Origin of the sequence: Burkholderia sp. DN3021, from assembly GCF_049805555.1 — a bacterium.
Classification (GTDB): Bacteria; Pseudomonadota; Gammaproteobacteria; order Burkholderiales; family Burkholderiaceae; genus Burkholderia; species Burkholderia pyrrocinia_C.
Genome location: NZ_JBNCAB010000027.1, coordinates 15,840 through 35,043 on the forward strand (window position 1 = coordinate 15,840; position 19,204 = coordinate 35,043).

The 19,204-nt window shown below is 67.0% G+C and carries 15 protein-coding genes and 1 pseudogene; 11 read left to right on the forward strand and 5 right to left on the reverse strand.

Annotated features, from left to right (window positions below):
- The first annotated feature begins 9 nt into the window (after positions 1 to 9).
- Together xylG and ACPUER_RS15705 are read left to right on the forward strand one after the other, a co-directional pair.
- On the forward strand, positions 10 to 1,569 hold the full coding sequence (xylG, locus tag ACPUER_RS15700) for a D-xylose ABC transporter ATP-binding protein (RefSeq protein ID WP_425131531.1): 1,560 nt from the start codon (positions 10 to 12) through the stop codon (positions 1,567 to 1,569).
- Positions 1,566 to 2,774, forward strand: a complete 1,209-nt coding sequence (locus tag ACPUER_RS15705) for a sugar ABC transporter permease (RefSeq protein WP_425131532.1) — start codon at positions 1,566 to 1,568, stop codon at positions 2,772 to 2,774. The genes xylG and ACPUER_RS15705 overlap by 4 nt, the downstream gene beginning before the upstream one ends.
- 58 nt (positions 2,775 to 2,832) lie before the next feature.
- Here ACPUER_RS15705 and ACPUER_RS15710 read toward each other — a convergent pair whose 3' ends face one another.
- Together ACPUER_RS15710 and ACPUER_RS15715 are read right to left on the reverse strand one after the other, a co-directional pair.
- A complete protein-coding gene (locus tag ACPUER_RS15710) occupies positions 2,833 to 3,003 on the reverse strand; it encodes a hypothetical protein (RefSeq protein ID WP_175963431.1) in 171 nt (56 codons plus the stop codon).
- A 59-nt stretch (positions 3,004 to 3,062) separates the two neighbouring features.
- The gene (locus ACPUER_RS15715) at positions 3,063 to 3,974 is read right to left on the reverse strand and encodes a DUF72 domain-containing protein (protein WP_425131533.1); all 912 of its coding nucleotides are present in this window, start codon (positions 3,972 to 3,974) and stop codon (positions 3,063 to 3,065) included.
- Positions 3,975 to 4,224: 250 nt separating this feature from the next.
- On the opposite strand from ACPUER_RS15715, the gene ACPUER_RS15720 reads away from it, so the two are divergent.
- The 3 genes from ACPUER_RS15720 (at position 4,225) to ACPUER_RS15730 (ending at position 7,381) form a co-directional block, all read left to right on the forward strand.
- The gene (locus ACPUER_RS15720; protein ID WP_425131534.1) at positions 4,225 to 5,070 is read left to right on the forward strand and encodes a MipA/OmpV family protein; all 846 of its coding nucleotides are present in this window, start codon (positions 4,225 to 4,227) and stop codon (positions 5,068 to 5,070) included.
- Positions 5,071 to 5,080: 10 nt separating this feature from the next.
- On the forward strand, positions 5,081 to 5,773 hold the full coding sequence (locus ACPUER_RS15725) for a response regulator transcription factor (RefSeq protein ID WP_425131535.1): 693 nt from the start codon (positions 5,081 to 5,083) through the stop codon (positions 5,771 to 5,773).
- Positions 5,774 to 5,965: 192 nt separating this feature from the next.
- On the forward strand, positions 5,966 to 7,381 hold the full coding sequence (locus ACPUER_RS15730) for a sensor histidine kinase (protein WP_425131536.1): 1,416 nt from the start codon (positions 5,966 to 5,968) through the stop codon (positions 7,379 to 7,381).
- Between the two features lie 208 nt (positions 7,382 to 7,589).
- Here the strand turns inward: ACPUER_RS15730 and ACPUER_RS15735 are convergent, their stop codons facing one another.
- Positions 7,590 to 9,695: a TonB-dependent siderophore receptor gene (locus ACPUER_RS15735; protein WP_425131537.1), complete on the reverse strand. Its 2,106-nt coding sequence runs from the start codon at positions 9,693 to 9,695 to the stop codon at positions 7,590 to 7,592.
- Between the two features lie 315 nt (positions 9,696 to 10,010).
- Between ACPUER_RS15735 and ACPUER_RS15740 the strand changes: the two are divergent.
- Positions 10,011 to 10,358: pseudogene (locus ACPUER_RS15740) on the forward strand (bifunctional 3-(3-hydroxy-phenyl)propionate/3-hydroxycinnamic acid hydroxylase); the annotation flags it as partial.
- A gap of 10 nt (positions 10,359 to 10,368) precedes the next feature.
- On the opposite strand, the gene ACPUER_RS15745 reads toward ACPUER_RS15740, so the two are convergent.
- Entirely contained in the window at positions 10,369 to 11,070 is a 702-nt protein-coding gene (locus tag ACPUER_RS15745) for a FadR/GntR family transcriptional regulator (RefSeq protein ID WP_425131562.1), read from the reverse strand.
- A gap of 233 nt (positions 11,071 to 11,303) precedes the next feature.
- Between ACPUER_RS15745 and ACPUER_RS15750 the strand changes: the two genes are divergently transcribed.
- From ACPUER_RS15750 to ACPUER_RS15770, 5 genes are all read left to right on the forward strand, one after another.
- Positions 11,304 to 12,848, forward strand: a complete 1,545-nt coding sequence (locus ACPUER_RS15750; protein ID WP_425131538.1) for a sugar ABC transporter ATP-binding protein — start codon at positions 11,304 to 11,306, stop codon at positions 12,846 to 12,848.
- Positions 12,841 to 13,872 carry an ABC transporter permease gene (locus tag ACPUER_RS15755; RefSeq protein ID WP_072440573.1) on the forward strand — a complete coding sequence of 344 codons (1,032 nt, stop codon included), beginning with the start codon at positions 12,841 to 12,843 and terminating at the stop codon, positions 13,870 to 13,872. Before ACPUER_RS15750 ends, ACPUER_RS15755 begins: the two co-directional genes overlap by 8 nt.
- A 38-nt stretch (positions 13,873 to 13,910) precedes the next feature.
- Positions 13,911 to 14,858 carry an ABC transporter substrate-binding protein gene (locus ACPUER_RS15760; RefSeq protein WP_175749198.1) on the forward strand — a complete coding sequence of 316 codons (948 nt, stop codon included), beginning with the start codon at positions 13,911 to 13,913 and terminating at the stop codon, positions 14,856 to 14,858.
- Between the two features lie 73 nt (positions 14,859 to 14,931).
- Positions 14,932 to 15,948, forward strand: a complete 1,017-nt coding sequence (locus ACPUER_RS15765) for an aldo/keto reductase (protein WP_425131539.1) — start codon at positions 14,932 to 14,934, stop codon at positions 15,946 to 15,948.
- The gene (locus tag ACPUER_RS15770) at positions 15,945 to 16,820 is read left to right on the forward strand and encodes an amidohydrolase family protein (RefSeq protein ID WP_425131540.1); all 876 of its coding nucleotides are present in this window, start codon (positions 15,945 to 15,947) and stop codon (positions 16,818 to 16,820) included. The genes ACPUER_RS15765 and ACPUER_RS15770 overlap by 4 nt, the downstream gene beginning before the upstream one ends.
- 165 nt (positions 16,821 to 16,985) lie before the next feature.
- On the opposite strand, the gene ACPUER_RS15775 is transcribed toward ACPUER_RS15770, so the two are convergent.
- Complete coding sequence (locus ACPUER_RS15775) at positions 16,986 to 18,944, reverse strand: phosphatase PAP2 family protein (protein ID WP_425131541.1); 1,959 nt, start codon at positions 18,942 to 18,944, stop codon at positions 16,986 to 16,988.
- Positions 18,945 to 19,204: the final 260 nt, after the last annotated feature.

Below are 19,204 nucleotides of genomic sequence, written 5' to 3' on the forward strand. Positions count from 1 at the left end.
CATGAGCGAATGACCGAACCCTTGCTGACGATGCGCGGCATCGTCAAGGATTTCGACGGCGTGAAGGCGCTCGACGGCATCGACCTGACGGTGCGGCCGGGCGAGTGCGTGGGGCTGTGCGGCGAGAACGGCGCGGGCAAATCGACGCTGATGAAGGTGCTGTCGGGTGTTTATCCGCACGGCACGTGGGACGGCGAGATCCGCTGGGAAGGCGCGCCGCTGATCGCGTCCGGCGTGCGCGACACCGAGCGCGCGGGCATCGTGATCATCCACCAGGAACTGATGCTCGTGCCCGAACTGTCGGTGGCCGAGAACATCTTCCTCGGCAACGAGATCACGCTGCCGGGCGGGCGCATGCACTACGCGGCGATGGTCCAGCGTGCCGAGGAACTGCTGCACGAGTTGCGGATCGACTCGATCAACGTCGCGCAGCCGGTGATGAACTACGGCGGCGGACACCAGCAGCTGATCGAGATCGCGAAGGCGCTGAACAAGCGCGCAAAGCTGCTGATCCTCGACGAGCCTTCGTCGTCGCTGAGCGCTTCCGAAACGCGCATCCTGCTCGACATCGTGCGCGACCTGAAGCGCCGCGGCGTCGCGTGCGTGTATATCTCGCACAAGCTCGACGAGGTCGAGGCCGTGTGCGACACGGTGACCGTGATCCGCGACGGCCGCCATGTCGCGACCGAGCCGATGCGCACGCTGACGACCGACCGGATCATTTCGATGATGGTCGGCCGCGAGATCCGCGACCTGTATCCGCGCGAGCCGCACGAGATCGGCGACGTCGTGCTGGAAGCGCGCCACGTGACCTGTCGCGACGTGACGAACACGCGCCGCAAGCGGGTCGACGACGTGTCGTTCAGCGTGCGGCGCGGCGAGATTCTCGGCGTCGCCGGGCTGGTCGGCGCGGGCCGCACCGAGCTGATGCAGGCGATCTTCGGCGCGTATCCGGGCGCGTGCACGGCGACCGTGCTGATGAACGGCCGGCCGCTCACGATCCGCTCGCCCGCCGACGCGATCCGCGCCGGCATCGCGATGGTGCCCGAGGATCGCAAGCGCCACGGCATCGTGCCGCAGCTCGGCGTCGGCCACAACATCACGCTGGCGGTGCTGCGGCGCTTCGCGACGCGCGGGCGGATCGACGCGGCCGCCGAGCTGGACGCGATCCGCACCGAGATGCAGCGGCTGTCGGTGCGCGCCGCGCACCCGTTCCTGCCGATCTCGAGCCTGTCGGGCGGCAACCAGCAGAAGGCCGTGCTCGCCAAGATGCTGCTGGCCGAGCCGCAGGTGCTGATCCTCGACGAGCCGACGCGCGGCGTCGACGTCGGCGCGAAGGCCGAGATCTACCGGCTGATTTTCGCGCTCGCGAAGCGCGGCGTCGCGCTGATCGTCGTGTCGTCGGAAATGCCCGAGGTGCTCGGGCTCGCCGACCGCGTGCTGGTGATCGGCGAAGGCGAGCTGCGCGGCGATTTCGTCAACGATGGCCTCACGCAGGAACAGATCCTCGGCGCCGCGCTGAAGCCCGCGCGGCGTCCGGCCGAACCTATTGCAGCGAGTGCAACGTGAATACCGAACTTTCTTCCTCTTCGTCTTCCGCACCGGCGCCGGACGCCGACGCGCGCGGCCGTTCAACTGGCCGTCCGCTTCGCCAGGTCTTCGTGCGCTACAAGATCCTCGCGCTGCTGTTCGCGGTCGTCGCGATCTGGGCGTTCTTCTCGGTGCTGACCGACGGCGCGTTCGTCACGCCGCGCAACGTGTCGAACCTGCTGCGGCAGATGTCGATCACCGGCATGCTCGCGTGCGGGATGGTGTTCGTGATCATCGCGGGCGAGATCGACCTGTCGGTCGGTTCGCTGCTCGGGCTGCTCGGCGGCGTCGCGGCGATCCTCGACGTGAACCGCCACTGGCCGGTCGCCGCGACGGTGCCGGCCGTGCTCGCGCTCGGCGTGCTGATCGGGCTCTTCAACGGCTGGTGGTCGACCTACCGGCGCGTGCCGTCATTCATCGTCGGGCTGGGCGGGATGCTCGCGTTTCGCGGGATCCTGCTCGGCGTGACGGGCGGCTCGACGATCGCGCCGGTGTCGGACGGCTTCGTGTTCCTCGGGCAGGGCTATCTGCCGCGCGTGGCCGGGGACGGCCTCGCGCTGCTGCTGTTCGCGCTCGTCGTGCTGCTGGTCGTGCGGCAGCGCGGCACGCGGCGCCGCTACCGGCTCGCGGTCGGGCCGCTGTGGCAGGACGTCGTGAAAATCGCCGGCGCGGGCGCGGTGCTGCTCGCGTTCGTCGCGACGCTCGACCGCTACGGCGGCATTCCGGTGCCGGTGCTGCTGCTGCTCGCGCTGCTCGGCATCTTCTCGTGGATCGCGACGCAGACCGTGTTCGGCCGGCGCATCTACGCGGTCGGCTCGAATCTCGAGGCGACACGGCTGTCGGGCGTCGATACCGATCGCGTGAAGCTCGCGATCTTCGCGCTGATGGGGCTGATGTGCGCGTTCGCCGGCATCGTCAACACCGCGCGGCTCGCGGCCGGCTCGCCGTCCGCGGGCTCGATGGGCGAACTCGACGCGATCGCCGCGTGCTTCATCGGCGGCACGTCGATGCGCGGCGGGTCGGGCACCGTGTACGGCGCGCTGATCGGCGCGCTCGTGATGGCGAGCCTCGACAACGGCATGTCGATGCTGGACGTCGACGCGTACTGGCAGATGATCGTCAAGGGCGCGGTGCTGGTGCTGGCGGTGTGGATCGACGTGGTGTCGCGCTCGAACCGGCGGTGAGGCGGGGCGCGCTGGCGCGCGCCGCATCCATCCGGTATGCCGCGGCCGCGCGGGCGCGCTACGTCCGGTCGCGGTTGCGGGCGCGCGTCGCGCCCGTGATCACCGCGATGCCGAACAGAATGACGGCGACGATCTCGACGATGTGCTGGGACACGTGCAGCGTCACCAGTCCCCATGCCACGCCGCCGATGAAAATGATCCATCCGACCAGGTAGATAAGCAGGGTCATCGTTCCTCTCCTTGCGGTTCGGTTACATCGTGCAGACTGCTGCCGCGCGGCATGCCGTTTTATCCGGCCGCCGCTTCGTGCGCACGCAGACCGAGGCGTTCCATCAAGCGCCGGGCGTCGAACGGTGCGTTCGTTTTTGCGTCGTTGTCGAAGTAGCAATACACGTCGCGCGTTCGCGCGCGCGGCGCAGGCAGCTCCGGTGCGGCGAGACGGGCGTCGGCGGGCTGTTCGCCGCGGCGCCACGACTCGATTCTGCGCGCCCAGTGTTCGAGTGCCGCATCGGAGTATTCGCCGGAATACTTCGTGTCGGTACCGTGCAGCCGCATGTAGACGAAGCCCGCGCTCAGGTCTTCGAACTGCGGCCATGGCTCGGTCGAATCCGACACGACGAGCGCCACGCGGTGGCGGCGCAGCAGCTTCACGAACGCCGGATCCACGAAGCTCGCGTGACGCACTTCGACTGCGTGACGCAACTTGCGCTTGCGGTCGATCCGCAGATACGGTGTCCTGACCTTGCGATCGTGCTGTTGCGCGAGCGCGAGCGCGGCTGCCGTGTCGGTCGGCAGCAGGCCCAGGAAGTGCTCCATGTGCTCGGGGTCGAACCGCAGCGACGGCGGAAACTGCCAGAGGATCGGCCCGAGCTTGTCCCTCAGCGCGAGGAGCCCCTGCGCGAAAAAGTTCGCGCATGCGACCGTCGCCGTTTCGCCGCGAAAGCGCAGGATGTGGGTCAGATAGCGTGAACCCTTCACGCTGAACGTAAAATCCGGCGGCGTTTCGTCGTACCAACGCTGCCAGCTGTCGAGCGATTGCAGGCTGTAGTGCGTACCGTTGATTTCGATCGTCTGCATCCGGTTCGATGCGTACTGCAGCTCGGCGGCCTGCTTCAGCGCTTTCGGATAGAAGGTGCAGCGCCAGCCGCCGTAGCGCCAGCCTGAAATGCCGATGTGAACTTCACCTGATTTGCTCGTCACGTCGATGTCCGGAGGTCCGGTGGATGCCGTCGTGATTAGCAAGGTGCGTGCCGCCTGGCTCAGTGTCGGAGGGCGACAAATCGTAGGCCCGAAGTGCGGAGGTATCCCGCTTGCGCAGATCCTTACGGGCGCCAACCGGAACGACGTCCGCAACCGCGCTTCGATCCCGACGTGGCGACGTGCATCGGCGATCTCGATTTTTGAACGGTAAGTAACCGGTAAGTCGGGTTCCCATAAAGTCGGTTCCGCTTTGTCCACCGACTTCCTGGGATCGATCGTGAAAAAAAATCCGTTGCCTGTTCGCCGTATGTTGTTGACTGCTGCATGGTTCGCGCTCGTTTCCGGGGCGGCATGGGCGGAAGAAGGCGACGCCGACCATGTCGATACGCAGAGTTCCGGTCTGGCGATCCTGAACAATGCGACGAACGTGACCCGCTGGGGGCTGGGTGCGGGCGTCGGCATCGGGGAATCGCCATACAAGGGATACGGCTCGAAAGTCGAACCGCTCCCGCTGGTCTACTTCGACGACAAGTGGGTACATGTTTTCGGCACCACGATCGACGTGAAGATCGGAAACTGGAGTGGTATAAGCGTTGCGCTGCGCGGAAAGTTTTCGCTCGGCGATGGTTACAAGCAGTCCGATGCACCAATCCTGAATGGCATGGAAGACCGACATGGTGCGTTCTGGTACGGTCCCGCGCTTGCTTTACATACCGCATTCGGCACGCTTTCGGGAGACTATCTGGCGGGCGGAAACAAGGGGCAGCGTGCGAGCCTGGACTACAGCAAGTCTTTTGATGCCGGAGATTTCTCGATTGCTCCGCATGTGGGCGTGGACTGGTTGAGCGGCAAATACGTCGATTACTATTACGGCGTGCGTCCCGCCGAGGTGCGCCCCGGACGTCCCGCGTACACCGGCACGGCAACCTGGAAGACTTCGTTGGGAACGCGTGTCGACTACAACTTCGCGAAGCACCAACGCCTGCTGCTGGACGTCGGCGTGTCGCATCTCGGCAGCGGTCTCACGAATAGTCCTCTGGTCGGCAAGCGGTTCATCCCGGAGATCCGGGTCGGCTACCTGTACCAATTCAAGTGAGTGCAACGTCATGTCGCGAGTTGCGATTGTCGAGGACCATGCACGCCTTGCCGACATGGTGAGCCAGGCCCTCATGCGAGTGGGCATCGAAGCCGACCAGTTTCGCAATATCTCCGGAGCGACCTACGGCGTGCGCCAGTTCGACTACGCGGTGTTGATCATCGATCGTAGCCTTCCGGACGGCGACGGGCTGTCCTTTCTGCGCGCGTTGCGCGCGGCCGGCCGGATGACGCCATGCCTCATGCTGACGGCGCGCGATGCTTTGCACGATCGTGTCGACGGGCTCGAAAGCGGCGCGGACGACTACGTGACCAAGCCGTTTGAAATGAGTGAGCTGGTTGCGCGGGTGCGCACGCTGATGCGTCGGCCAGCGGCGCTGACCGCGCTTGTCGCGTCATTCGCGGACATTGCAGTGGATCCGCTGCAACGTGAGATGCGCTGCGGTGCGCGGTCGGTTCAGCTTGCGCCCGCCGAATTGCAGATCATGCTTTGCCTGATCGAAGCGGCCGGCCGAACGGTGCGGCATGCGGCGCTCGAGCATGCCGCCTGGGGGCTTGCCGAAGCCGTAACACCGAATGCACTGGAAGTGACCGTGCACCGGTTGCGTAAAAAACTGGCGTCGATCGACACAAGGACACGCCTGACGAACCTTCGCGGCGTGGGATTCGCCGTCGAGGAAGTCTCCGGGCCGCCGCAACGGTAGTGGAGCGTTCCGCACTCGAGCACGCTCGCCGGAGGCGTCTTGGGGCGGGACGAGACGCGATGCGTGAGAGGTGACGAGGACGATACGTGCACGAGGGTGCGCTCTGCCCGGACGCGAGTGGCAGGCTCGTGCGTGTGACCGGAAGGATTGGCCGGATCACGTCGCCGGCGGCGCATCCGACAAAGATGCCCGGTGAGCGGCGCTTCGCCCGGCTACGGCATTCCACACCCGTTCCAATATGGGGACGTCATGCTCAATCACTGGATTCGAAGTCTGTCGGCGCGACTGTGGGCGACGACGGTCGTTGCCCTTGCAATCAGCCTGACGGCGATCGCCGGTCTGGTCATCTACGTATTCGACCGCTATCCGGAGCAGACGCTGGGTTACCACGAGCTGACGGAGAACGTCGACAGGGTAATCGATGGACTCAGGTTCAACGATGCCGATCGCCCCTATTCCGTCGATCTTCCCGATCGTGACGGAGGGGGAGGGTTCAATCTCGTGCCCGCGGAACGCAAATACCGTGTGCTGGATGGGCAAGGTCAAGTCGTGCTGGCGTCGATCGGAGCAAGGACAGCCGGACAATGGCCGATAGACGATCCGGCTGGAGCCGTCGGAAAGATAGCGTACCTGACTATCGACGGAAAGCTGTTCTTCGTCGCGACGCGGCGGGTTCTGCGGGGGCGCTCCGTGTTCTATGTGCAGACCGCAACCAGCGAACGTTTTCTGAACGCGCTGGTCAGTTCGAAAGTCAAGTCGATTCCGGCCACGGTCAAGGTCATTTTCTTCGTTATATTCATTATTTCCGGCCTGGTGCTGCCGCTTACGATCTATCGGGTGCTCAAGCCGCTACGAGATGCGTCCGGGGCAGCCGCGCGGATAACGCCGCACCGGCTCAAGACGCGCCTTTCGGCCAGCGGCGTTCCGAGCGAGATCAAGCCGTTGATCAACGCGTTCAACGACGCGCTTGAACGGCTGGAGAACGGTTTCAGGGTCCAGCAGGAATTTCTTGCGGCCGCCGCGCATGAACTTCGAACGCCGCTGACGTTGATCCGCGGCCAGATCGAGTTGCAGCCGGAAATCAACGGAAAAGACCTGCTGTTTCGCGAAATCGATCTGATGTCGCGACAGGTTCGGCAGCTACTGCATCTTGCCGAAGTCAGCGAGGCGCAGAATTTCGATTTCGGCGAAGTCCGCATCCTCGATGTCATGCAGGATGTCGTCGAGTATCTGGCCCGTCAGGCAGATGGAAAGCAGGTGACGCTGCGGATCGAGGAGCGTCGCGCAGCGCCGCCGATCTGGGCGGACAAGGGCGCACTGTTCATCCTGCTCAAGAATATCGTCGAAAACGCGATCCATGCGTCGCCTGCCAACAGCGTCGTGTCGTTAACGATCGACGACGCATCGATCGAGGTTCGCGACGAAGGCCGCGGCATCCCGAAGGATCATCTTCCGTTTCTGTTCAAGCGATTCTGGCGCGCGCCCGATACCACGCACGACGGCGCGGGCCTTGGGTTGGCGATATGCAAGGAAATTGCGTCGGCGCACAATTGGCGGTTGACGGTGAGCAGTCTCGCGACGGGAACGCGGTTTACCGTCTGGTTATGACGGCGCTCGTGCACCGTGCACCCCGACCAGCCAGGTCAATGCGCTCGCGACGATTCTGCGGCTCGCGGCGATCCGGCCCGAGGGGCTGCGGGTCGGCTTCGGCGAGTTTCTGGCGGTCGGCTCATGCGTGATGTTGCCGGCCTTGCTGCTCGCGCTGGCGGCACGGCGCGTGACGCGCGATGCACGCGCGCCACGCGACCGGTTTGGCCTAAAACGCGTAGGCGAGCGACGCGAACAGGCTGCGCGGCGCGCCCGGCGTGACCCACAGGCTGTTGTACGAGCTGACGTAGGTCGTGCGATTGAACAGGTTGTTCAGCACGACCGACGCGCGCAGGTGCTTGTTGACCTGCACATAGCCGTTCAGCTGCGCGGTCGCATAGGCCGGCAGCTCGAAACCGTCCTGCGTGTTCGCGGTGTTGCCGGCGCGGCGCCCGACATAGATCAAGCCCGTGCCGATGCCGGCCTTGTCCGCGAACGGCAGCGCGGTTTCGTACATGAGCAGCGCGCTGCCGCTCAGCTTCGGAATATCGACGAGGCGCGCCCCGGGCGTCAGCACGGTATCGCGCGTGACCTCGGCATCGACGTACGCGAAGTTGACGATGCCGCGCAAGCCGTGGCCCAGGTCGCCGTTCCATTCGAATTCGACGCCGCGGCTGCGCACCTCGCCGGCTGCGCGCGAGAAGCCGGCATTCGCCGGATCGGCGGTCAGCACGTTGCGCTTGTTGACGTAGAACGCCGCGACCGTCGCGAGCCAGCGCGTGCCGGCCCATTTCGCGCCGGCTTCGTAGCCGTGCCCTTTCTCCGGGTCGAACGCGCGGCCGTTGGCATCGGCGCCGTTGTTCGGCCGGAACGAATACGCGGTGTTCGCATACAGCGACAGCGCGGGGCTCATTTCGTATACGACGCCGATGCGCGGACTCAACGCGGTCTGCAGCTGGCTGCTCGTCACGCCCTTCAGGCGGTTCTCGACCGACTGGTGGAAGCGATCCCAGCGCAGCCCGGCGAGGATTTTCCAGTGCGGCCCGAACGCCAGCGTGTCCTGCGCGTAGACGCCTTGCCCGTCGTCGCGCTCGAGCAGGTTGGTCGCGGTGCGCAGCGCGGGCGCCGGCTGGCCGTAGACCGGATCGAAGATGTCGATCGCATACGGCGCGGCGGCGCTCGGCGTCGAGCGCGCGACGAACTGGTCGTAGTTGAAGCGATACGCATCGACGCCCATCACGAGCGTGTGGCCGATGCCGCCGGTGCGGAACTTGCCGGTCGTTTCGATGCGGCCTTGCAGGTCGTTCGAGTGAAACGCGACTTGCCGGTAGCGGCGCCACAGCGTGCGCCCGTCCGGCTGCAGCGCGAACGCTTCGGAAGATCGTCCGGACAGGTCGGTGTCGCGCTGCGCGAAGCCGGCATTGATCGACCAGTTCGCATCGACACGATGCTCGAGCGTGAACTGGTGGCCCGTGTTGCGCACGTCGTAGTCGCCGTCGCGCGGCTCGCCGAGGAAGCGCGATGCCGGAATTGCGCCGAGCTGCCCGTTGACCGCGACCACGCCGCGATCGAGCGGCGCGCGCTGGCGCACGCTTTCGAACTCGTAGTGGAGCGTCGTGTCCGCGCCGATGTCCCACGTGAACGACGGTGCGAACAGGTAGCGTTTGCTCGACACCGTATCGCGGAAGCTGCCGTTGTTCTCGTTCATCGCGACGAAGCGGTAAGCCAGCGACTTGGTGATGGGCCCGGTCGAATCGAGCGTCTCGCGCAACGCGCCGTAGCTGCCGGCCGACACGCCGATGGTGTTCGAGCGCGCGAACTGCGGCTGCTTGGTCGTGTAGCTGATGAGCCCGCCCGGATCGCCGCGGCCGTACAGTGCGGACGCGGGCCCCTTGAGCACTTCCATGCGCTCGAGGTTGGCGGTGTCGCGCGGGACGCTCATCCCGCGGTTCCACGAGAAGCCGTTGACGAGGTAGTCGGTGCCGGACGTGTTGCCGTCTCCGGCAAACCCGCGCACCGCGTAGTTGTCCCACAGGCCGCCGAAGTTGTTCTGCCGTGCGACGCCCGCGACCCAGTCGTACAGGTCCTCGCCGCGCGTCGCGGCGACGGTCTGGGCCAGTTTCGCGTCGACGCTGCTGACCGCGAACGGGATTTCCATCACGTCCGTCTCGGTGCGCGTCGCGCTCGTCGATTCAGGCGCGCGAAACGGCGCGGTCGTGCGCTGCCCCGAGACCTCGATGGCGGGCAGCGACAACTCCTGCGCATCGGCGGCGCTCAGGCCGGCCGTGCCGACGACGATGGCCATCGGTGCGGCCGCCCAGTTCTTCCTGCTCATACCCCGTCCTTTGATGTGGTCTGCATTCGGGCAGGGCGGATGGCCGCGCGCCGACGTCTGTGTTCCAACCGGTACATTCGCGCCGAAATTTAATGCAAATGAGAGGCATTTGCAATCGTAAGTTGGTGGTGTTGCCGAGCGGGATGTGAAGCGGCCGGCAACGGGGCGTCGGCCGTCGGCGCTCGTATGGCCATCTATGTCGATAAATTCCGAATTGCGGGAATTTCGTAAAACCGACGCGAGGCGTGGCGAGCCGGGAGACAAGAGGTTTTCCCGGAAAATTCGGATATGAATCGGGTAAACGAGGATCGAATCGATCGTTTCCTCGGGCTCGCGCGGTATGCGCCGGGCCTGAAGGACTACATCCTGCAGATGCGTTTCAAGCCGATGCCGAGCTATACGCGGGGCGTCGTGCTGCCGGGGGCGCCGGGCGATGCGGTCGGCAGGATGATCGCGCAGCCCGACGTCGAAACGGCCGACGGCGTGCGCCGCAAGCTCGACGACGTGCTGGGCCCGTGGTTCTCGATCGTCGGCTGGCAATGCGATCCGCAGGCGTGCCTGAGCGACGACGATCGTGCGGACTGAGCGGCGCTGGGCGCGACGTTCGTGCAGGTCAGCCGTTCGCGCAGCGGGACCGGCCGCGCAGGGCGCGCGAAAGGCGCCCTTGTGCCGGTCAATCAGGCTCCGATTTCAGGCCGCCGTCGATCCATCGCGCTTCGGACGCGCGAAGATGCGCGCGGATGGCCGTCTGGGCCGCGATCGGGTCGCCGGCCTGCAGCGCGTGGAGCACGTCCTCGTGCTCCTGCACGGCGGCGGTCCAGGTCTGGGGATTCTCCGCGTGGCCGCGCATGGCCGCGGCGATCGGGTCGTGGCGGCTGTCGAACAGCTCGCCGACGAAGCGGGTGAGCACCGAATTGCCGGCGGCTTCCGCAATCAGCATATGGAACTGCCGGTCGGCTTCGACGGGCGATTTGCCGGCCTCCGCGAGCCGCTTCATGCGCTGCACCGTGCGGCGCAGGCGATCGAGCATCGCGGCCGTCATCCGCGCCGCGGCCAGCGCGGCGACGCTGCCTTCGATGGCCGCGCGTGCTTGCATCAGTTCCGACGGGCTGTCGCCGAGCGTGCCCATCGTGCCGACGTCGTCGGCCGCCGTGTCGCGCACATAAACGCCGGAGCCCATCCGGATCTCGATCTGGCCGCCGATTTCCAGCGCGATCAGCGCCTCTCGAAGCGACGGACGCGATACGCCGAGCGTCAGCGCCAGCTCGCGCTCGGGCGGCAGGCGTTCGCCGACCGCGAATTCGCCCTGGCGAATCAACGCGACGATCTGGGCCGCGACCGATTGGTAAAGCCGCTTGGGTTCTGTCGATTTCATCCGATGGATCTTGGTCAATGCGCTTTCCGCGCAAGCGCGCGTCGCAAAGTCTATCACGCTCGTCGTGTCGCCCTGGACGGCAGCCCGTTCGTGCGGATGTGCGGGTTTTCACTATTGGTAAGAGCGGATGTAGATATATAAATTGGCTTGACCAAAAGTGGGTGGATTGATGTAATTCATCGAAATTGGACTGACCAGACGAAAGCGAGGTCGGCCCTTCCCTAGGAGACGCAATGGCAATGCCTCGCAATCTGCCCGGTCAGGCCGCACAGGGCGAAGCGGACCGGGAGATCCTGCGCCTGGAGGGGATACGCAAGCGCTTCCCGGGCGTCCTCGCGCTCGACGGGATTCGCCTCGACCTGCGCCGCGGCGAGGTGCATGCGGTGTGCGGCGAAAACGGCGCGGGCAAGTCCACGCTGATGAAGATCATCAGCGGTCAGTACCTGCCCGACGAGGGCGTCGTCCACTATCTCGGCGCGCCGGTGCGGTTTCGTTCGGCCTCCGAAGCGCAGGCGGCCGGCATCGCGATCATCCACCAGGAACTCAATCTCGTGCCGCACCTGAGCGTGGCGGAGAACCTGTACCTCGCACGCGAGCCGCGGCGCGGACCGTTCGTCGACACGAAACGGCTCAATGCGGACGCGACACGCTGCATCGCGCGGATCGGCCTGAACGTCGCACCGACGACGAAGGTCGGCGTGCTGTCGATCGCGCAGCAACAGATGGTCGAAATCGCGAAGGCGCTGTCGCACGACGCGCGCGTGCTGATCATGGACGAGCCCACTTCGTCGCTGACGGAGTCGGAAACGGTGCAGCTCTTTCGCATCATCGAGGAACTGCGTGCCGACGGCGTGGCGATCCTGTACATCTCGCACCGGCTCGACGAAATGGCGCAGATCGTCGATCGCGTGACCGTGCTGCGCGACGGGCGCCACATCTCGACGGACGATTTCGCCGACGTGAGCATCGACGACATCGTCGCGCGCATGGTCGGGCGGACGCTCGACGACGCGTATCCGTCGCGGCAGTCGACGCCGACCGAAGAAGTGCTGCTCGACGTGCGGGAACTGCGCCGCGAAGGCGTGTTCGGGCCGGTGTCGTTCACGCTTCGCAAGGGCGAGATCCTGGGTTTTGCCGGACTGATGGGCGCCGGGCGCACCGAAGTCGCGCGCGCGATCTTCGGCGCGGACCGCCCGGACGGCGGCACGATCGAGCTGCACGGCCGGCCCGTGACGATCCGCTCGCCGCGCGAGGCGATCCACCACGGCATCGCGTATCTGTCGGAGGACCGCAAGAAGGAGGGGCTCGCGCTGCCGATGCCCGTCGCGGCGAACCTCACGCTCGCGAACGTGCGCGGCATCGCATCGCGCCTGGGCTTCCTGCGCTTCGACGACGAGCTCGACGTGGCGCGGCGCTACGTGCAGGACCTCGCGATTCGCACGCCGTCGGTGCAGCAGGTCGTGCGCAATCTGTCCGGCGGCAACCAGCAGAAGGTCGTCATCGGCAAATGGCTGTACCGCGGCTCGAAGATCCTGTTCTTCGACGAGCCGACGCGCGGCATCGACGTGGGCGCGAAATTCGCGATCTACGGGCTGATGGACCGGCTCGCCGCCGACGGCGTCGGCGTGGTGCTGATCAGTTCGGAACTGCCGGAGCTGCTCGGCATGACCGACCGGATCGCCGTTTTTCACGAAGGTCGATTGACCGCGTTTCTCGACACCCAACACACCAGTCAGGAGGAGATCATGCACTATGCGTCGGGGCGTCCCCATGCTTGAAATGACCTCGGATCGAAGCCAGGCCGACGAACGGGCGGCGCGACAGCGGCGGCGCGACCTTATCCAGAAGTTCGCTGCGCTGGGCAGCCTGGTCGTGCTCGTGTTCGCGTTTTCCGTATCGAGCGCGGCGTTCTTCTCGGTCGACAACCTGATGACCGTCGGCCTGCAGGTGACCTCCATCGCCTATCTCGGCGTGGCCGCCACGTGCGTGATCATCACCGGCGGCATCGACCTGTCGGTCGGCTCGGTGCTCGCGCTGGCCGGCGTCTCGTCCGCGTTGCTGGTCAAGGCGGGCGTGCCGGTGCCGGCGGCCATGGCGGCCGGGATCCTGGTCGGCGCGCTGTGCGGGTTCGTCAACGGCATGTGCGTGACGCGCATGGGCCTGCCGCCGTTCATCGCGACGCTCGGCATGATGCTCGTCGCGCGCGGCATCGCGCTCCAGATCACGGGCGCACGGCCGGTATCGGATCTCGGCGATGCGTTCGGCGCGCTGGGCAACGGCGCGCTGCTGCGCATCTCGCGCATCGGCGCGGACGGGTTCCCCGACACGACGTTTCCCGGCATTCCGTATCCGGTCGTGATCATGGTCGTGCTGTTCGTCGTGGTTTCCGTGCTGCTGTCGCGAACGTCGCTCGGCCGCCATATCCATGCGGTGGGGTCGAACGCGGAGGCGGCCCGGCTGTCGGGCGTGAACGTCCAGGGCGTGAAGCTCTTCACCTACGTGCTGTCCGGCGCGCTCGCCGGCGTGACCGGCTGCGTGCTGATGTCGCGGCTCGTCACCGGGCAGCCGAACGAGGGCGTCATGTACGAACTCGACGCCATCGCCAGTTCGGTCATCGGCGGCACGTCGCTGATGGGCGGCGTCGGGACGATTTCCGGCACGGCGATCGGCGCGTTCGTGATCGGCGTGCTGCGCAACGGCCTGAACATGAACGGCGTATCGAGCTTCATCCAGCAGATCATCATCGGCGTCGTGATCCTGGGCACGGTCTGGATCGACCAGTTGCGCAATCGCCGGCCCTGACCGGCAGCAGTTCCCACCAACGAGAAGCGGAGCGAGACATGAACAAATCCATCCTGCTGGCAGCATCGGCATGCCTGTTCGCGGCATGCAACAGCGGTGCGTACGCGGCGGGCGGCGAGATCGCCGTGATCGTCAAGACGGTCAACTCGAACTACTGGCAGAACGTGCAGAAAGGCGCGAAGGCGGCGCTCGACGGCGCCAAGGGCTACACGATGACGTTCCAGGGGCCCGCGGCCGAGTCCGACATCAGCGGGCAGGTCAACATGGTCGACAACGCGGTCACGCGTCATGTGGCGGGCATCGTGCTCGCACCGTCCGATCCCGATGCGCTCGTGCCCGCGATCAAGAAGGCGTGGGAAGCGCACATTCCGGTCGTGCTGATCGACTCGGCGATCTCGGACGCCGGCAAGCCGTATTACCAGGCATTCCTGTCGACCGACAACGAGAAGGCGGGCGCGCTGTGCGCGAAGGCGCTGATCGACCGCGTCGGGCAGTCCGGCAAGATCGCGATCATGTCGTACGTGCCGGGCGCGGGTTCCGAAGTCAGCCGCGTCGGCGGGTTCCGCAAGTACATCGCGAGCCATTCGAAGCTGCAGATCGTCGGCCCGTACTACTCGCAGTCGCAAATGGCGAACGCGCTGAACCAGACGACCGACGTGCTGTCGGCGAACCCCGACCTGAAGGGCATCTTCGGCGCGAACGAGCCGACCGCGGTCGGGATGGGCCGGGCGCTGAAGCAGTCGGGCAAGGCGGGCAAGGTGGTGGCGATCGGGTTCGACGGCAACGAGGATCTGCAGGGCTTCGTGCGCGACGGCACGGTGCAGGCGATCGCCGTGCAGGGCTCGTGGCAGATGGGGAACCAGGGCGTGCGCACGGCGCTCGACGTCGTCGAACGCAAGCCGGCGCCGAAGCTGATCGATACCGGCGTCGTGATGGTCGACAAGCAGAACCTCGATTCGGAGGCGGCCAGGAACGTCCTGTACTGAGCGGCCGCGCAAGCCGCCCGAGCGCGGGCGGCGGCTGCCGGCCATGCTTCTTTCCCGCACCCTGTCACGACTCATGAATGCAAACGATACGCGCGCATTGCCGCGCAGCGGGCTGACGGTGTCCGCGCTCGGCCTCGGCTGCTCGCAGCTCGGCGGCCTTTATCGCCCGATGTCGGCCGCCGACGCCGGCTCGCTCGTCGACGCCGCGTGGGCCGCCGGCCTGCGCTACTTCGACACCGCGCCGTATTACGGCTACACGCTGTCCGAGCGGCGCGTGGGTGCGGGGCTCGCCCCGCGCGAGCGCGGCGCGTTCACGCTCAGCACGAAGGTCGGGCGCTTGATGCGCGCCGACGCCAGCGTGCGCCCGGGCGACGACGGCTGGGCCGAGCCGCTGCCGTTCCGGCCGGTCTACGACTACAGCTACGACGGCATCATGCGGTCGCACGACGACAGCCGGCAGCGGCTCGGGCTCGCGCGGATCGACATTCTGTACGTGCACGACATCGGCGCGATGACGCACGGCGATCGTCACGCGCACTACTGGGAACAGCTGACCCGCGGCGGCGGGTTTCGCGCGCTGGACGCGCTGCGTGCGGGCGGCGAGATCGGCGGGTTCGGTCTCGGCGTGAACGAATGGGAAGTCGCCGCCGCTGCGCTGAACGAAGCGGCGCTCGATGCCGTGCTGCTGGCCGGCCGCTACACGCTGCTCGAACAGACGGCGCTCGAACCGTTGCTCGACGCGTGCGGCCGCGCGGGGACGGGCATCGTGGTCGGCGGCGTGTTCAATTCCGGTGTGCTGGCCGGCAACGGCAAGTTCAACTATGCGGACGCAAGCGCCGACGTGATCGACAAGGCCATGCGGCTCGGCATGCTGTGCAAGCGCTTCGACGTCCCGCTGCCCGCTGCCGCGCTGCAGTTTCCGTTCGGCCATCCGGCGGTCGTGTCGTGCGTGGTCGGCGCGCGCAGCGTGGCCCAGCTGCAACAGAACATCGCATGGTTCGAGCGCCCCGTGCCGGCCGAACTGTGGGCCGCGCTGTGCGACGAAGGGCTGATCGCGGCGCGCGCGCCGGTGCCGGGAGCGCGCGCATGACGGCACGCATCGACGCACATCAGCACTACTGGCGGATCGGCGCGCGGGCCGGCTGCTGGCCGCCGGCCGAACTCGATGCGATTCACCGCGATTTCGGCCCCGCCGATCTGGCGCCGCTGCTCGACGCGGCGCGCATCGACCGCACCGTGCTCGTGCAATCGCTGCCGAGCGACGCCGACACGCGCTTCCTGCTCGATCTCGCGGACGACACCCCGACGGTCGGCGCGGTGGTCGGCTGGGTCGACCTGAAGGCCGCCGACGCGCCGGCGCGGATCGCGGCCTTCGCGTCGGCGCCGAAGGCGCGCGGGTTGCGCCCGATGCTGCAGGATCTGCCCGACGATGCGTGGATCGACGATCCGGTGCTCGATCGCGCGGTCGCTGCGATGCTCGAGCATGCGCTGCGTTTCGATGCGCTGGTGATGCCGCGCCATCTCGATGCGCTGCATGCGTTCGCGCGGCGCCACCCGGATCTGCAGATCGTGATCGACCACGGCGCGAAGCCGTTCATCGAACGCGGCGAGCTGCAGCCGTGGCTGTCGGCGATGCGCCGCCTCGCGAGCCTGCCGAACCTGCACTGCAAGCTGTCCGGCCTGTGGACCGAGGCCGGGCCGTCGGCCGGCCCGGATGCCGTGCGAGCGCGCACGCGGCCTTATGTGCATGCGCTGGCCGACCTGTTCGGGCCGGCGCGACTGATGTGGGGCAGCGACTGGCCGGTGCTGCGTGTCGCGTCGGCGTGCGGCGGCTACGGCGACTGGCTGGCCGCGTGCGAGGACGACTGCGCGCAGTTGCTCGGCTCCGCGGCGCTTGCCGACCTGTTCGGCGGCAACGCGCGCCGCTTCTACCGGATCGACGCCGCGCGCGGCGGTGCATGACGTCGTGAAGGCGCTCGTCGAATGCTGATCCGCCATTCGCGAGTCGCGACTCGCGGCGGCGTGCGGCCGCCCGCGCAATCGGACTGCGAACGAGAACCCGCGATGCAAACCCTGATGCGCGAACCGGCGGGCGGCGCCGTTCCACGGATCGATGCCTGCTGCCGGTTATGACGCCGACAGCGTGATCGACACGCCCGTCGCCGTATAGACCGGCGTTGCCTTGAAGCCGTCGACCGTCACCGTCGAGAACTTCGCTGCGCCTGCTGCCGCGTCGATCAGTGCGATGGTGTCGCCGGCTTTCGGCGCATAGCCGTTCACGAACTTCACGTGCAGCGTGCCTCCCGCGACGGTGAACGCACCGCCCACGTGCAGGCGTCCGCCGCCGTTGCCGTCGATGTCGAGTTCGAGCGTCGTGTTGTCGAGCTGCGTGTAGCGGGTCGCGATCGTGACGGGCGCGCCGGCCGCGATCCGGATGCCGCCGCCGGAGCCGACATACACGTCGCCGTTGCCGAACGCCATCGTGGAAGCGGCGGCGAGCGTGCCGCCGCTGACCTGCGTGCCGCCCGTATAGCTGTTGTTGCCCGCCAGCGTCAGCGTGCCGCTGCCTTGCAGCGTCAGCTTGCCGGCGCCTGCGATGTCGTTGCGCCACAGGTCGGCGGCGTTGAGGCCGCCCTTCGACGCATCCATCGCGACGGTCACGTTGCCGTTGAGGGCGCCGTAGCCGTCGGCGGCGGCGAACAGGTTCAGCCGGCCCCAGCCTTCCGCATCGTCCATCACCGGGTAGCCGGACGGCAGTTCGGTGGTCTTCAGCACGACGCGCCGCTGGTCCGCGCCCAGGTACGGGAAGCGCGTCTGCAGCAGGATCTCTGCGCCCTTCGGCACGACCGGCGGCGCGCCGGTCGCGTCGATCGCGCCGAAGCCGTACGTCATGCGGCGCGTGAACGCCGCCTTGTTTGCCGCGTAGTCGGCGAACCGGTCGGTCGCCGTCGTGCCCGAGCGCGCGAATGCGGCGAAGGTCGCATCGGTGGTGCCGGTGAGCTGCTGCAGCGTCTGGTGCGCCTGGCCGTACGCGGCCTGCGCATCGCTCGCGTATGCGGCGAGGTTGGCCGCGCTGACGGCCAGCGCGAGCATGCGGCCGCCGATCACGTCGAGCGGCGAGTGCATGCCGGCGAGGATCCGGTTCTCGCCGAGCTCGAGGCCGCGGCCGACCATTTCCTGGAAGCGCTCGGGCACGAGCCACGCCATCGTCACGGCATCGCGCATCGCTTCGGCCTGGTGGCCGCTGATGAAGCCGCCGTCGGTCGCCGGCGTCGCGCTTTCCGCGGGCACGAGCGTGGGCGCGACGACGACGCTCGAGCTCCAGCGGTACGGCCGCGCGTACTTGTAAAAGCGCTTCGCGGGTTCGGTCGACGCGTTGTTGCCCATTTCGTTGAGCAGGTCGACGACTTTCCCGAAACTCGCGTTGCCGCTGCTGCCCACGCCGACGTTGTTGCCGGTGTCGTTGTACAGCACGGTCGTGGCGTCGGCCGGCACGCCGGTGATGCTGGTCGTCTGCTGGGCGGCGGTGCGCCATGCCGCGGTGAGCGGGCCCATGCCGTCCGTCACGCTGTAGCCCTTGCCGCGCCGGTCGTCGTAATAGGCTGCGTCGGCTTGCTGCGGCGTGCGCGCGGTCGTCGCGTTGACCACGTATTGCACGTTCGCCGACAGCACCGCGTCGTTCAGGCTCGTGCCGCACGGCGTGCCGCTACCGGGCAGCCCCGTGCAGGTGGAAGGGGAGATGGCCGGAAACGCGCCGTTGGCCGGCGCGGTCACGCCCGCATCGACGAGCATCGTCGACGGCTGCCACAAGTCGAGGAAGCGGCTCACCACGCGCACGGCGGCGTTGGTCGATAGCGTTGCATAACGAGCGTCGCCGCGCTGGTTGGTCGCGACGTTGTCGACGAACGCGGGCACGCTCGGAACGGGCGCGCTGTCGACGAAGCCGGGGTCGGCCGGCGGCGCCGGGACCGCGGCGTTCGTCGAGCTCGTTGCGACGACATCGTCGCCGCCGCCGCAGGCAGCCAGTAGGATCGCGGTCGACAGCGCTGCGACGTGCAGCGGGAGACGGCTCGGTGACGCAAGCATGCAAACTCCATCCTGAGGGTAGAAGACGGAGCATTGTGGTGGCCGATCGTGACGCGACGGTTACGAAACCGCTTCACGTCATTCGGCACGATCGAGCGCGTCCCGCTTTCGGGGAATGACGTTTAGTCTGCTTTCCTAAACGGGACGGATATCGGAAGCAACGTGTGTGTCAGCAACGGTGCGATGCCGGCGAGGTCGCCGCCGGCGATGCGCTGCGCGATGTCGCTGAGCGTGGCCGGCTCCGTGCCGAGCGAACGGGT

Coding starts and splice junctions, on each gene's coding strand:
- ACPUER_RS15725 (WP_425131535.1), top strand. CDS start 5,081: ATGTCGCGAGTTGCGATTGTCGAGGACCATGCACGCCTTGCCGACATG.
- ACPUER_RS15745 (WP_425131562.1), bottom strand. CDS start 11,070: ATGAAATCGACAGAACCCAAGCGGCTTTACCAATCGGTCGCGGCCCAG.
- ACPUER_RS15710 (WP_175963431.1), bottom strand. CDS start 3,003: ATGACCCTGCTTATCTACCTGGTCGGATGGATCATTTTCATCGGCGGC.
- ACPUER_RS15775 (WP_425131541.1), bottom strand. CDS start 18,944: ATGCTTGCGTCACCGAGCCGTCTCCCGCTGCACGTCGCAGCGCTGTCG.
- xylG (WP_425131531.1), top strand. CDS start 10: ATGACCGAACCCTTGCTGACGATGCGCGGCATCGTCAAGGATTTCGAC.
- ACPUER_RS15770 (WP_425131540.1), top strand. CDS start 15,945: ATGACGGCACGCATCGACGCACATCAGCACTACTGGCGGATCGGCGCG.
- ACPUER_RS15735 (WP_425131537.1), bottom strand. CDS start 9,695: ATGAGCAGGAAGAACTGGGCGGCCGCACCGATGGCCATCGTCGTCGGC.
- ACPUER_RS15750 (WP_425131538.1), top strand. CDS start 11,304: ATGGCAATGCCTCGCAATCTGCCCGGTCAGGCCGCACAGGGCGAAGCG.
- ACPUER_RS15765 (WP_425131539.1), top strand. CDS start 14,932: ATGAATGCAAACGATACGCGCGCATTGCCGCGCAGCGGGCTGACGGTG.
- ACPUER_RS15760 (WP_175749198.1), top strand. CDS start 13,911: ATGAACAAATCCATCCTGCTGGCAGCATCGGCATGCCTGTTCGCGGCA.
- ACPUER_RS15755 (WP_072440573.1), top strand. CDS start 12,841: ATGCTTGAAATGACCTCGGATCGAAGCCAGGCCGACGAACGGGCGGCG.